General features: G+C 61.5%; 14 protein-coding genes. 8 read left to right on the top strand and 6 right to left on the bottom strand.

Going from position 1 to position 12,123, the window contains the following annotated elements:
• On the bottom strand, positions 1-203 hold a 203-nt coding region (locus NOV72_RS20155), incomplete at its 3' end, for a succinate dehydrogenase, cytochrome b556 subunit (RefSeq protein WP_425428741.1).
• A 217-nt stretch (positions 204-420) separates the two neighbouring features.
• Between NOV72_RS20155 and NOV72_RS20150 the strand changes: the two genes are divergently transcribed.
• Together NOV72_RS20150 and NOV72_RS20145 are read left to right on the top strand one after the other, a co-directional pair.
• A complete protein-coding gene (locus NOV72_RS20150; RefSeq protein WP_106856343.1) occupies positions 421-1,317 on the top strand; it encodes a LysR family transcriptional regulator in 897 nt (298 codons plus the stop codon).
• 117 nt (positions 1,318-1,434) lie between these two features.
• Positions 1,435-2,178, top strand: coding sequence for a carbonic anhydrase family protein (locus tag NOV72_RS20145; RefSeq protein ID WP_106856342.1), 744 nt, complete (start codon positions 1,435-1,437; stop codon positions 2,176-2,178).
• Here NOV72_RS20145 and NOV72_RS20140 read toward each other — a convergent pair.
• Positions 2,175-3,758 (bottom strand): alanine/glycine:cation symporter family protein, encoded by a 1,584-nt coding sequence (locus tag NOV72_RS20140; protein ID WP_106856341.1) that lies wholly within the window; start codon positions 3,756-3,758, stop codon positions 2,175-2,177. The two genes, NOV72_RS20145 and NOV72_RS20140, sit on opposite strands and share 4 nt — an antisense overlap.
• A gap of 323 nt (positions 3,759-4,081) precedes the next feature.
• On the opposite strand from NOV72_RS20140, the gene NOV72_RS20135 reads away from it, so the two are divergent.
• Positions 4,082-5,074 carry an alpha/beta hydrolase gene (locus NOV72_RS20135; RefSeq protein ID WP_106856340.1) on the top strand — a complete coding sequence of 331 codons (993 nt, stop codon included), beginning with the start codon at positions 4,082-4,084 and terminating at the stop codon, positions 5,072-5,074.
• 92 nt (positions 5,075-5,166) lie between these two features.
• Here the strand turns inward: NOV72_RS20135 and NOV72_RS20130 are convergent, their stop codons facing one another.
• A complete protein-coding gene (locus tag NOV72_RS20130; RefSeq protein ID WP_245933101.1) occupies positions 5,167-7,347 on the bottom strand; it encodes a TonB-dependent siderophore receptor in 2,181 nt (726 codons plus the stop codon).
• A gap of 244 nt (positions 7,348-7,591) precedes the next feature.
• Here NOV72_RS20130 and NOV72_RS20125 point away from each other — a divergent pair, with 244 nt between their 5' ends.
• The gene (locus NOV72_RS20125) at positions 7,592-8,422 is read left to right on the top strand and encodes a class I SAM-dependent methyltransferase (RefSeq protein WP_106856338.1); all 831 of its coding nucleotides are present in this window, start codon (positions 7,592-7,594) and stop codon (positions 8,420-8,422) included.
• Here NOV72_RS20125 and NOV72_RS20120 read toward each other — a convergent pair.
• From NOV72_RS20120 to NOV72_RS20110, 3 genes are read right to left on the bottom strand one after another with little or no spacing between them, the layout of a single operon-like run.
• Positions 8,419-8,802 (bottom strand): DUF1801 domain-containing protein, encoded by a 384-nt coding sequence (locus NOV72_RS20120; RefSeq protein ID WP_106856337.1) that lies wholly within the window; start codon positions 8,800-8,802, stop codon positions 8,419-8,421. The genes NOV72_RS20125 and NOV72_RS20120 overlap by 4 nt on opposite strands.
• 24 nt (positions 8,803-8,826) lie before the next feature.
• On the bottom strand, positions 8,827-9,366 hold the full coding sequence (locus NOV72_RS20115) for a DUF4142 domain-containing protein (protein WP_106856336.1): 540 nt from the start codon (positions 9,364-9,366) through the stop codon (positions 8,827-8,829).
• 41 nt (positions 9,367-9,407) lie between these two features.
• Positions 9,408-10,526 (bottom strand): GGDEF domain-containing protein, encoded by a 1,119-nt coding sequence (locus NOV72_RS20110; protein ID WP_181291121.1) that lies wholly within the window; start codon positions 10,524-10,526, stop codon positions 9,408-9,410.
• A 232-nt stretch (positions 10,527-10,758) separates the two neighbouring features.
• Between NOV72_RS20110 and NOV72_RS20105 the strand changes: the two genes are divergently transcribed.
• From NOV72_RS20105 to NOV72_RS20090, 4 genes are all read left to right on the top strand, one after another.
• Positions 10,759-11,343 (top strand): glutathione binding-like protein, encoded by a 585-nt coding sequence (locus NOV72_RS20105; RefSeq protein WP_106856334.1) that lies wholly within the window; start codon positions 10,759-10,761, stop codon positions 11,341-11,343.
• A gap of 64 nt (positions 11,344-11,407) precedes the next feature.
• Positions 11,408-11,596 (top strand): hypothetical protein, encoded by a 189-nt coding sequence (locus NOV72_RS20100; protein WP_106856333.1) that lies wholly within the window; start codon positions 11,408-11,410, stop codon positions 11,594-11,596.
• A complete protein-coding gene (locus NOV72_RS20095; RefSeq protein ID WP_106856332.1) occupies positions 11,593-11,871 on the top strand; it encodes a hypothetical protein in 279 nt (92 codons plus the stop codon). Before NOV72_RS20100 ends, NOV72_RS20095 begins: the two co-directional genes overlap by 4 nt.
• 28 nt (positions 11,872-11,899) lie before the next feature.
• Positions 11,900-12,118, top strand: coding sequence for a hypothetical protein (locus NOV72_RS20090; protein ID WP_106856331.1), 219 nt, complete (start codon positions 11,900-11,902; stop codon positions 12,116-12,118).
• The last annotated feature ends 5 nt before the right edge of the window (positions 12,119-12,123 follow it).

The raw sequence follows: 12,123 nt of genomic DNA, 5'->3' as shown, positions 1-12,123 counted from the left end.
CCCTTGAACGCGTCGAACGAGATCTCCGACGTAAGGCTCTGATCGAGCAGGTACAGGATGAACGGCAGACACACGAAGAGCAGCAGGCCGCTCACACGATGCAGAATGGAGACCTTCCCTGCCAACGGCAAGCGATACTTCGCGAGTTGGCCGATTCCGATGTTCCGGTATTCAGGCCTTGGTTTTTTCAATGCTTCAGCCACGTTAGACCCCTTCCCAATCTGATTGACGATTCGCGCGCCGTCGATGCACGACACGGGCGCGACTCGTCCAGCCTGATCCGCCTCGAAAAGCGCCCGGCGATGTTGTTGGGGATAAGTTTTTAGCCCGCGCACTGCGCGATAGCGGTATTTTGTCGCGCGATTGATATACTGTCCAATATCTATCTCGTCTTTCTGAAATAGCTTTGACAGATATCGCATGGAACTGCGCCATATCCGATACTTCCTGGCCGTTGCCGAAGAACGCAACGTGACGCGCGCGGCGGAACGGCTCGGCATCGGCCAGCCGCCGCTCAGCCAGCAAATTCACGCGCTGGAGGACGAACTCGGCGTGCGGCTTTTCCGGCGCACCGGCCACGGTGTCGTGCTGACCGAAGCCGGCGAGGCGTTCGCCATCGATGCCAAGCGTCTCATGAACGACGCGCGCCTCGCCATCGAAAAGGCGCAGAGCGCGGGGCGCGGCGAGACCGGGCAGTTCAATATCGGCTTCACCGGGTCGGCGGCGTTCAATCCGGTCGTGTCGAAGCTCATCCGCTCGTATCGGCAGGCTTATCCGAACGTCACGCTCACGCTCACCGAAGGCAACACGGCGCAACTGCTGGCTCATCTCGATGCTGGCCGTGTCGATGTCGCGTTCGTTCGGCTCGGCAGCCAGTCGCCGGCGGGCGTGCAGATCAATCACATCGCAATCGAGCCGATGAAAATCGTGCTGCCCGCCACGCACAAGCTCGCAAAGAAGCGCAAGGTGCCCCTCGCGGCGCTGGCGGACGATCCCTTCGTGATGCTGCCGCGCGAGGCGAGCCCGACGCTGCACGACGTCATCATCGGCGCGTGCCGCGAAGCGGGATTCGAGCCGATTGCCGGGCAGCAGGCGCCGCAGCTTTCGTCAGTCGTGAATCTGGTCGCGGCGGAATTCGGTGTGTCGCTGGTGCCGGCGTCGGTGTGCCAGATTCAGGTCGATGGCGTCGCCTACACCGACGCCCTCGGCAGCGCGATCACCATTCGTCTGGCATTGGCTTCGCGCATCGACGCGACAGCCGCCAAAACCGCCAACTTTCTCGATATCGCGCGGCACGTCGTTACGTCATCGACGTGACGTTGTCATCAGAACAAGCGCGCATTGCATTCGACGCATTTTCGTCCAACACTTCTGCTGGCAAGAAAAGTAGAGCGTCAGTAAGGCCCAATCCTTTTGTCATGAGGGAGCAAGGTCATGCGCGAAGAACTGAAGCATCCGCTGGAATGCATCGCGTGCCGCCGGGGATTTCTGAAAGTTGCATCTGCAACTATCGCCGGACTTGCGGCGCCGTCGCTGCTCACGACACCCGCCTACGCCGATTCGCTGACCCAAGCGCAGCGCGACGCCATGACGCCCGAGCAGATCATCGCAGCGATGAAGCGCGGCAACGAGCGCTTTCGAAAAGGCGAACGAAAGCCGCGCAATTACCTGAACGAACAGAAGGCCAGCGCGAAAGGCCAGTATCCGGCGGCTGTGCTGCTCAGTTGCATCGATTCGCGCGCGCCTGCGGAGGTCATCATGGACCTCGGCATCGGGGATATCTTCAATTGCCGTATCGCGGGCAATATCGAGAACGCCGACATCCTCGGCAGCATGGAATTCGCAACGAAGGTGATGGGCGCGAAGGTCGTGCTCGTGATGGGACACACGTCGTGCGGCGCGATCAAAGGCGCGATTGCCAACGTCGAACTCGGCAATCTCACGGGACTGCTCGCGCGCATCAAGCCCGCTGTCGATGCCACGCAGTACGACGGCGAACGCACGGCCACCAACTATCCGTTCGTCGATAAGGTCGCGCGCAAGAATGTCGAGCTGACGCTCGCGGACATTCGTCGCGACAGCGCCGTGCTGAACGAACTGGAAAGCCAGCACGCGATCAGGATCGCCGGCGCGATGTACAACATCGGCACGGGCGCGGTCGAGTTCTTCGACGCTTAACTTTCGACGGGCTCGCGAACCGCTTCCTTCTTCGTGACGGTCTCGCGCGCCGCCGACCAGTAAGCGGTCCGCACGCCGATGTCTGCGGAGACGAACGGCGCGCCGCGTGTCGACCGATAGTTCGCCAGCGCCTTGTACACGAGGCGTTGCCCGATCAGCAGAATCGGCACATTGAGTAGCACCATCACGATGTTCATCAGATCGGACAGCGCCCAGAGGTTCGGCAACTCGAGGCCGGCAAGCACCGTGAGCGCACCGAACGGCACGAACACGAGCGAGCCGACGACGCGAATGCCGGTAATAAAGCCACGACTGCGCGAGATGAAGTTCGCCGATATCTCCGCGAACGAGATCATGCCGAGCAGCGTCGTGAACGCGAAGAGTCCATAGCACACGCACATCACGATCTTGACGACGTGCGCGACGGCGACGGGCACGAGCGTTTCGACCGACGCGAGATAGACCGTGATCTTCGATGCTCTCACCGATTCCCACGCTTGCCCGTCGACGGCGCCGGTCCACACGTGCGCCATCACGACGATGAAGCCGGTCATCGTGCAGATGACCATGGTGTCGAAGAACACGCCGAGACTTTGCACGAAGCCCTGTTCGCAGGGGTGATCGTTGTCGGCGATCGCGGCGGCCATCGTGATGGTGCCCTGCCCCGCTTCGTTCGACATCAGCCCGCGCTTGACGCCCTGCGCGAGCGCGGTGCCGATCGCCCCGCCGAAAATCGCATGCGGCGCGAATGCTCCGACGATCACCTCATGAAAGAAGTACGGAATCAGCGGCAAATTGATGAGGATGATGACGAAGGACATCAGGCAGAACAGCGTCGCCTTGATGGGCACGAGCACATCGGTATAAGCGGTCACGCGGCGAATGCCGCCCATGATGATGAACGAACACGCCGCGATCAGCACGACCGCGATGACGTAATACACCGAAGACTGGCGTGCGAGATGCGTACCCGTCACGGTATCGGCGATGGTGCCGATTGCGGTGAACACGTTGAAGGTTTGCGGCGGCACGTTGAAAAGCGCATAGACGATGAACACGAGCGAGAGAAACGTTCCGACGATGCGTTTGTCGCCGAGAATGCGCCGCCCATAGAACGGCAGGCCGCCGACGAACTCGTCGTGCTTTCTCTCCTTGAAGAGCTGCGCGAGCGTCGATTCCATGAAAGCAGTGGCCATGCCGAAGAACGCGGCGACCCACATCCAGAACAATGCGCCCGGTCCGCCGACGGAAATCGCGCCTGTAATGCCGACGATATTGCCCGGCCCCGCGCGCATCGCAAGCCCGAGCATGAACGACGCGAGCGCACTCACGCCGGTTTTCGACGACTGTCTGCGCAACATGATGCGCACGATCTTGCCGACGTTCATCGTCTGGATGAAGCGCGTGCGAATCGTGAAGTGGATACCCACGCCGACGAGCAAAAGAATCGCGAACGAAAACTGCCCGAGCACGGGAATTTGCGAATAGGCCTTCAAATTGGTGGGGAAATCCCACAAAAAATCCGAGACGGGTGCAATGAAGGCAAACAATGCATTCACGGAATGAAAGAGACTTTCCACGCGAGGTATTCCTTTCGTGCTTCGACCTGCTTCGAACAGGCGTTCCGAATGTTAATAAACCAGTGTCGTTCGAAGCTGGCGGGCGTGCCTGCGCGGGCACGCAATCTTTTGAGGCAGCGATTATACGATTCCGCGATCGACCTTCCTCCTGACGGATCATGGCGAAGCTAAAAAGTGTCGCGATCCGGAGGACGGTTAGTTGCGGCGTGCCGTCATGCTCATCTCGGCACGGAGAGCGCGTTTCGCTTTTTCATGACCTTTCTTGTGATATTGCTTTTCGTGACGCGTGCCGAATCGGACCATCCCTCTTTGAGAGCGACAACATGAACACGAACGACGCAACCAACGCGATTCAGGTGAGCGACATCGGCAGCTTTCACGTCGGCGGAAAGATGATCACGCTCTCGGGCATGAGTCCGCGCTCGCGCGTGAGCACGGCGGCCGGCGCCGTTCATCCGGTCGATCCCAATGGCGAGGTGATCGTCGGTCAGATGTATGTGCAATATGTGAGGCTCGCATCGGCGTGTGGTCCGCATCCGCTTTTGCTATGGCATGGCGGCGGCATGAGTGGCGTGAACTGGGAAACGACGCCCGATGGACGTCCCGGCTGGCAGATGTATTTCCTGCGCGCAGGCTTCGATGTGTATGTGTCCGATGCCGTCGAACGTGGCCGCGCATCGTGGGCGCCGTATCCCGATGTGTATCCGGAAGCGCCTTATTTCCGCACCGCGCGCGAGGCGTGGGAAGAAACGTTCCGCTTTGGCCCGGCCGGTTCATGGCACGCCGATCCGCGATCGCGCCGGCCTCACGCGGGCATGCGCTTCGATGTATCGAAGATGGAAGCCTTCATGAATCAGTTCGTGCCGCGCTGGTCGACGAACGACTCGCTCACACAACACGCCTACGACGCGCTGATCGAACGTGTTCCGGGCAGCATCGTGCTCACGCACAGTCAGGGCGGCAACTTCGGACTGCGCGCCGCGCTGCATGCGCCGGAGCGCGTGAAGGCGGTCATCTCGCTCGAACCTTCAGGCGCGCCCGATCCCGCGCAATGCGATCCACAGCTATTGCGCGGCGTTCCTCACTTGTTCCTTTGGGGAGACTATCTGGACCGGCATCCGTTCTGGATCGAGTCCGTGCCGAAAGTACGGCGCTGGCACGATGCGCTCGCCGCAGCCGGCGTCGATACGGAATGGATCGATCTGCCCGCGCGCGGCATCAACGGAAACAGTCACGCGCTGATGGCCGATGACAACAGCGATGACATCGCGGGCATCGTGCTCGGGTGGATGCGGGAGCGGAGGCTTATCGGCTGATTCAGGTTCAGTTCTACGCCGCCGACCGCTGACCATCCGAACGCGATGCTGCCCGCCACGCGCCGTTGAAAGGCCCGTGCGGCGAGACGTGCTTACCAGTGATAGTTCATGCCCGCGAACACCTGACGCCCGTAGCCGAACGCGCACCAGCTTCCGTAATAGCACGATGCGACATATTCCTTGTTGAAGAGGTTCTGCGCGTTCACATAAAGCTCCGCGCCCTTCAACTGCGCCGCGGCGCGGCCGAGGTCATAGCGCAACGTGGCATCGACGAGGAAGAAGCTCGACACCTTGAAGGTGTTGTCGCTGCTGTACGTCGTGCCGGTGTAGCGTCCACCCGCGCCCATCGAGAGACCGGCGAGCGGTCCGCGATTGATCGTGTAATAGCCCCACAACGAAGCCTGATTCTGCGGAATCGCGGGCAGGAACTTGCCTTCGAGTCCGCTGTTGTCCTGCGTGTATTTCGTGTTGAGATACGTATAGCTCGCCGTGACGTTCAGCGAATCCGTGAGGCTCGCCTTCGCTTCGAGTTCGACGCCGAGCGATCTCGCCTCGCCGACCGCCGACTGGAACGCCGGGTTATCCGCATTGACCGTCAGCAGGTTCTTGCGCGTCAGATCGAACAGCGCGGCCGAAAAGAACGCGTTGTAGCCCTTCGGCTGGAACTTCACGCCGACCTCGTACTGACGTCCGCGTTCGGGCGAAAATTGACTGCCGTTGATATCGACGCCTGCTTGCGGCGTGAACGATTCGGTATAGCTGAAATACGGCGCGATGCCGCTGTCGAATACATACGTCAGACCGCCGCGGAATGTGAACGCGCGATCGAACTGATGCGACACGACGCCGAAAGTCGTGTTGTTCGAATCGCTGCTCGCCCAGTCTTCGCGTCCGCCGAGCGTGAGGATCACGTTGCCCCAACGCGCCTGATCTTGCGCATAAACACCGTACTGCGTGCCGCTCAGGACCTGGTGATAGCGGTCCGGCGGCGTGATCGCCTGGTTGTAGTCCGGCGCGAACATGTCGAGCGTCGGCGCGGTGCCGAAGCCCGCGTCGAAGTTGCTCGCATAGTGCTGATAGTCGAAGCCGAACAGTACCGTATGGTCGATCTGACCGGTCGAGAAATTGCCTTCGATCTGGTTGTCGAGCGAGACCGTGTTCAGATTGTCCTTCGACGCCGCCGTGCCGCGATCCAGCGTGCGCAAGTCGTCTTCGAGCGCGCTCGCATAGACGCTCTTGTAGTCCTGCGCGAGATGCAGCAAGCGGCCATTGGAGCGGAACGTCCATGCGTTGCTGAGCTTGCGGTCGAACTTGTAGCCGATCGCTTCCTCCACGCGGTTGAAGCTCTCGAAATTGTGATCGCCGTCGTAGAAGTCGCTCGGCAGCTTGCCGTTCGGGTTGAAGAGCACCGTGCCCTGCGGCGGCACGCTGCCGTACGACGTGCTGCGCGGATCATGCTGATACAAGCCGTACAACGTGAGCGAAGTCTTGTTGTCCGGACGCCACGTGAACGACGGCGCGATCGCAATGCGCTTGTTGTACGTCGATTGCACCTGTCCGTCTTCCGAACGCGCGATGCCGGTGATGCGATACAGATAGCGGTCATCGCCCGCGATCGGTCCGGAGAAATCGAACTTGGCCTGCTTGTGCGCATAGTTTCCGAACTCGATGCCCACTTCATGCAGCGGCACGACCGTCGGCATCTTGCTTTCCTGATTGAGCAGGCCGCCCGCCGCCGCCTGACCGTAGAGCACCGACACCGGGCCCTTGAGCACTTCGATGCGCTCCATCATGTACGGGTCGACCTGCGGCACCGCATACCACGCGTTATCGAGCAGCTTGAGGCCGTTCCAGTACTTGTCGGCGTCGAAGCCGCGCACCTTCAGCATGTCGTAGCGCGTCGCGATGCCGCCGCGCGTTTCGGGCGTCACGCCCGAGACATAGCGCACGGCCGCGTTGAGCGTCTGCGCGTTCTGCTGATCCATCTGCTGGCGCGTGACGACGGATACGGACTGCGGCGTTTCGAGCAACGACGTGCTGCCTTTCATCGCCGTCGATTCCTTCGCGACGTAGCCTTTCGTCGGACCATACGGTTCGTCGACGTTTTGCGCCGTCACTTTCACCGCAGGCAGCGTGCTTTCGTTCGGCTCGGAAGCGGCAGATGGCGCGGAGCCCGTCGACTGCGCGTAAGCGAGCGGTGCCGCCGCGAACAGCAGCAGCGCAGCCAGTTTCAGAGGCCGCATCGCGACCGGACTCGTCGTACCTGATTTCATGCTCATTTCTCTGGGATCTCGTTGCGTGCGTGAATGCGAATCGTTATTATTTGCGGGCGCAATTGTCGCCGGATGTTTTATATTTGTAAAGAAACAATTCGAGCGTTTTGGTCCGGAAACGACACAATCCGCTGAAAGTCATCTGAAAAATTTGGGGCGGGAAGTCGCTTTCGTCGCGCAGCCACTACGATGAAAGCGAGGCCGTTGCCGCGAACATCCGGCACGCACATGCGAGGTCACGCCCATGAATTCTTCCCGCTCTTCCGCCGGCGCGTACGTGCTCGGCCATTCCGATCCGGAAGTGCAGCGCCTCGAAAATCAGGCCCGCTTCATCGGCGATCTGACTGAAGAAATCCTGCGCCGCGCGGGGCTCGCGTCCGGCATGCGCGTGCTCGATCTGGGCTGCGGCGCGGGCGATGTTTCGTTTCTGGCTGCATCGTTCGTGGGGCCGAATGGGTCGGTGCTCGGCATCGATCAGGCGCCCGGCGTGATCGACAAGGCGCGCGAACGCACGCGGCACGCGGGCCTCGCCAACGTGCGCTTCGAGGTCGCGAGCGTGGCGGATTTCGAAGCCGCGGAACCCGTCGATGCCATCGTTGGCCGTCTGATCCTGCTGCATCTGCCCGATCCCGTCGCGACCTTGCGCCGCCTCGCCGAACGCGCGGGCGCGGGCACGCTCTTCGTCTTTCACGAGATGGACATGAGCACCGCGCGCTCCGTGCCCGAGTCGCCGTTATGCACGCAGGGCCTGCACTGGATCAGGGAGACGTTTCGACGGGCGGGCGTCGAGACCGATATGGGATCGAAACTGTATTCGACGTTTCGCAGCGCCGGCTTGCCCGGCCCGAAGATGCTGCTTTCCGCGCGCTTCGAAGGCGGCCCCGACTCGTTCGCGTATCAATACATGGCCGAGGTCTTGCGCACGCTGTTGCCGCTTGCCGAGCGCTTCGGTGTCGCAAGCGCGGATGAGATCGGCATCGATACGCTGGCCTCGCGTCTGCGCGATGAAATCGTCGCGCTCGACGGCATCATGCAGCCGCCGGCCTTCGTCGGCGCATGGACGCGCGTGGCCTAACCAGACGCCTTTTTCTTCGACTTCGCCTGATTGAACTCGATCGCCGCGCGCACGAGACTTTTCAGCGCACGCGCATTGATCTTGTCGCCTTCGAAGAAATCGATCGCGCGCCGCGCATTACCTTCGAGCCCCGCGTTGAAGAGCTGCTCGGGATCGGGAAGGCTCGCACCGTTGGCAAACGTGAGCTTCACTTTTCCCTTATGCGCGTTCGCCACGGCGATCATGCCGTCGCGATACCACACCGGGCTGCCCATGTACTTCCACTCTTCGACGATCCCGCCATCCGCCGCGAGGATGATCTCGCGCATGTTGGCGAATGTCTCGCCGCGCCAGTCGGTGATGCCGGCGATCAACGCGTCGATTCGTTCCGATGGATTCATGCGTGTCTCCGTGGCGTAACGCCGTCAATGGATGAGGCCCGGACTGCCTATCGTGATTTGCAGCCGTTGAGCCTGATCGAGATGAAATATGAACGACGGACGCGAGCGTATCAGCAAGGTCCGCACTTCCGCGCTGCGCGCCGTCCGGATATAGCCATCGACGGTATTCACGAGCTTCTGCAGAAAAGCGACTTCGCGATCCAGATACGCTTCGTCGAAATCGTACGTGCCGGTTTCGTCGAGATCGGCGATGTCGTCGCTGCTTTGCTTCGTCAATGCGTCGCTCGTCGCGCTGCGTAGCGGCTGCGTGCCGTATCGCTGCGTCAGCGTGGCGATCTCCTGATTGACTTGCGCATGTTCCGACACGATCCGCTTCGCGAAGACCTGCAAGCTATTCGAGCGCGTCTTGCGCAAGGCCAGATTGGCCGCGGCGATCTCCGCCTGATTCGCGACGAAAATCACGCCGAGCAATTGTTCGTCGGAGAGCGGCCGATCCTGCGCCTGCACGCAAACGGACCACGCCAGCAGCAATAGCAACGCCGTTGCGATGCGTTTGCCCTTCATCCGCGTCTCCGGGTGGTATCGACACCGAAGACTCTACTTGATCAGACCGTCAACGTGTTGCGGCCCGCCAGCTTCGCACGATACAGCGCAACGTCCGCGCGTTGCAGCGCTTCGTGAAAGCTCGAATCGTTCGCGCCGATCTGCGATACGCCGATGCTCGTCGTCCACTCCGGCATGCCTTCGGTGTATTTGCGGCACGCAGCGTGAATCTGATTCGCGCAGGCCTGCGCATCCGATGCGCGCGAAGCCGGAACGATCGCGACGAACTCGTCGCCGCCGAGCCGCCCGAACTCGCCGCCCAGCGACGCGACTTCCGTGCCCGCGAGCCGTGCGAGTTCGATCAACACGTTATCGCCCGCGAGATGACCGTGCCGGTCGTTGATCTGCTTGAAATGATCGAGGTCGATGGCGAGCACGGTCGCGCCCGGCGCGGCGAGACGCTTCGCATACGTGTCGAATCCGGAGCGATTCCACACGCCCGTCAGCGGATCGCGCAGCGCGGCATCGCGCAGGCGTTGCTGCGCGCGTTCGGCGGGAATCGCCAGCAGGCCGAGATTGAGCACGCCCAATAGCAACTGATCGGAGAGCATCGGAATCAGCGCGAGATAATTGATGCGCGCTTCCGACCACGCATACGCTGCGAGCGTCACCGCGTAACCGGGCAGATAGCCCAGCATCGCGAGACCGGCGATGCGCCGGGCGCGGCTCTTTTCGCGCCGTCCGCTCGACCAGAGGATCGCGCCGGTGATCGCGGCAGAAATCGCGACGCTGATGGTGTCGCCCGCGTGCATCGACATCGACACTAGCAGACCATGACCGCCGATCCATCGCGGCAGCACATGCGCGGCCACGCAGCCCAGGATCGGCGCGAGCATCCATGCGCGAAACGGCGGCTTGCCGTCGAAGGCGCGCAAGCCCGAAACGATCAGCATGTTGGTGGCCGCGAGCGCGCCGAGCAGCAGGCCGATGAGCAGCGCATTGCCGCGTGCGGGATTGAAGCCGGTCAGCACGGCCGCGTAGAGCAACGCGCTCGCCGACCAGTGCACGAAATGCGGCTCGACTTTGCGGCCGAAGCGCACCAGCGCGAAGACGAGCCCGAACGCCGTGCTCGCGAGCACGCTGCAAAGGCGTAGTGTTTCGGTGTCAGGTGTGTGGAACATGGAAAAGCCCGCCACGTGCGATGGCCGGGACATCGAACGTCATCGACGGCGGACCGCGCATCGCGACAAAACGGCCGTATCATACCTTTCGCCTTCGACCGCTGCGAAAACGGCACTTTCGTGTCAACGGCACAGCATGGTGGAACTTTAGAGCCGCTCACCTTTTTGCGGCATAAGCCTTGCTCGCCTGATTGCGTTCCATCACTGTCGTCACGGAAAGGAGACGCGAATCATGAAACTGTATTTCGCACCCGGCGCATGCAGTCTCGCCGATCACATCGCGATGCATGAAGCAGGCCTGGACTTCGATCGCGTGAAAGTCGATCTCAAGACGAAGATGACCGAGGACGGCACGCCGTTCGACGATATCAATCCGAAGAGCTATGTGCCCGTCGTCGAATTCGACGATGGCAAGCGCCTTACCGAGAACATCGCGATTCTTTCGTGGGTCGCGCAAAAAGCGCCATCGCTCGCGCCTTCCGGCGAAGACGGACAGATGCGCCTTCTGGAAATGCTCGCGTTCATTTCGACCGAGATCCACAAGCAGTTCGCCCGCGTGTTCCGCCCGTCGTCCGATGCGGAGGCCACGGCCGCACGCGAGAAAATCGGCAAGCGTTTTGCGCTGATCGCCAAGTCGATGCAAGGCGATTATCTGTTCGGCGACAAGGCCAGCGTCGCGGATGCGTATCTCTTCACGATGCTGACATGGGCGAAGAAGATGAGCGTCGACATGCCCGCCGAGCTTGAGGCGTTCTATCAGCGCATGCGTGAGCGGCCGGCCGTGAAGCTCGCGTTCGAGCACGAAGGACTCGAATAAACCGCGAGCGGGTCCGGCATTTGCTGCGCTCGTTATCGCTTCATCACGATTTCCGGAGGCCATCATGGAGCCAGGCAAGCCTGTGCCGCACGCCACCGCCGACGACATGGACGAACCCGTGGGAACGTCCACTGACGACACGAAGCAGGGTCAACTCGACGAACGCGACAAGCGCACGCACGAAGCATCGGAAAACGAATTGCCGTCGACGCAGGAAAAGAATCCCGTTCCGCCCGATTCGAATCCTCCGTGATCCCATGGCAAGCGGTCGTTGCGGCCACGCTGATGGGCGTAATCGTCTGCTATACGCATCACGAGATTCCGAGCTTCACGCGCGGCCAGGCGAAGCGACGCACTGCGCATGCCGTGCTGATCGCCGTTTCACTCGCATTCGGCGCGATGGGCGCACACACGCTCGAATTGCCGATGCCCACATGGCTCGTGTTCGTGCTCGGCTTTGGCACCGTACATGTGCCCGCCGCCGCGATACTCGCGCTCAAGCGGGCGCGCGGCGCAGGCGTGTCCTGAACGCATGCGTTCAATGAGAGATCACATCATGTCTACCGAGACTTACGTTCGCAACGGGCATCGCGTCGAGATCACGATCGATCAGGATCCGACGGGACGTTGCACCTGGGCGTACACCGTCGATGCGGACGGCTACACCGAGATGCGCGATCGCCCGCTCGAAAGCGCCGATGCGGCGATGGAAGCCGCTAAAAATCACGCGAACGCGAAAGCCGACATGCTGCCAGCGGGCGGCGCCATGCAGTGAGCCGT

The sequence above is a fragment of the Caballeronia novacaledonica genome, from assembly GCF_900258035.1.
Lineage (GTDB): Bacteria > Pseudomonadota > Gammaproteobacteria > Burkholderiales > Burkholderiaceae > Caballeronia > Caballeronia novacaledonica.
Note: the sequence above shows the minus strand (reverse complement) of the source record. Positions and strands in the feature narration are given on the sequence as shown.

What these genes read in the sequence shown, in the direction of transcription:
- NOV72_RS20150 (WP_106856343.1), top strand. Translation starts at nt 421, where the DNA reads ATGGAACTGCGCCATATCCGATACTTCCTGGCCGTTGCCGAAGAACGC.
- NOV72_RS20145 (WP_106856342.1), top strand. Translation starts at nt 1,435, where the DNA reads ATGCGCGAAGAACTGAAGCATCCGCTGGAATGCATCGCGTGCCGCCGG.
- NOV72_RS20135 (WP_106856340.1), top strand. Translation starts at nt 4,082, where the DNA reads ATGAACACGAACGACGCAACCAACGCGATTCAGGTGAGCGACATCGGC.
- NOV72_RS20130 (WP_245933101.1), bottom strand. Translation starts at nt 7,347, where the DNA reads ATGAAATCAGGTACGACGAGTCCGGTCGCGATGCGGCCTCTGAAACTG.
- NOV72_RS20125 (WP_106856338.1), top strand. Translation starts at nt 7,592, where the DNA reads ATGAATTCTTCCCGCTCTTCCGCCGGCGCGTACGTGCTCGGCCATTCC.
- NOV72_RS20120 (WP_106856337.1), bottom strand. Translation starts at nt 8,802, where the DNA reads ATGAATCCATCGGAACGAATCGACGCGTTGATCGCCGGCATCACCGAC.
- NOV72_RS20115 (WP_106856336.1), bottom strand. Translation starts at nt 9,366, where the DNA reads ATGAAGGGCAAACGCATCGCAACGGCGTTGCTATTGCTGCTGGCGTGG.
- NOV72_RS20110 (WP_181291121.1), bottom strand. Translation starts at nt 10,526, where the DNA reads ATGTTCCACACACCTGACACCGAAACACTACGCCTTTGCAGCGTGCTC.
- NOV72_RS20105 (WP_106856334.1), top strand. Translation starts at nt 10,759, where the DNA reads ATGAAACTGTATTTCGCACCCGGCGCATGCAGTCTCGCCGATCACATC.
- NOV72_RS20100 (WP_106856333.1), top strand. Translation starts at nt 11,408, where the DNA reads ATGGAGCCAGGCAAGCCTGTGCCGCACGCCACCGCCGACGACATGGAC.
- NOV72_RS20090 (WP_106856331.1), top strand. Translation starts at nt 11,900, where the DNA reads ATGTCTACCGAGACTTACGTTCGCAACGGGCATCGCGTCGAGATCACG.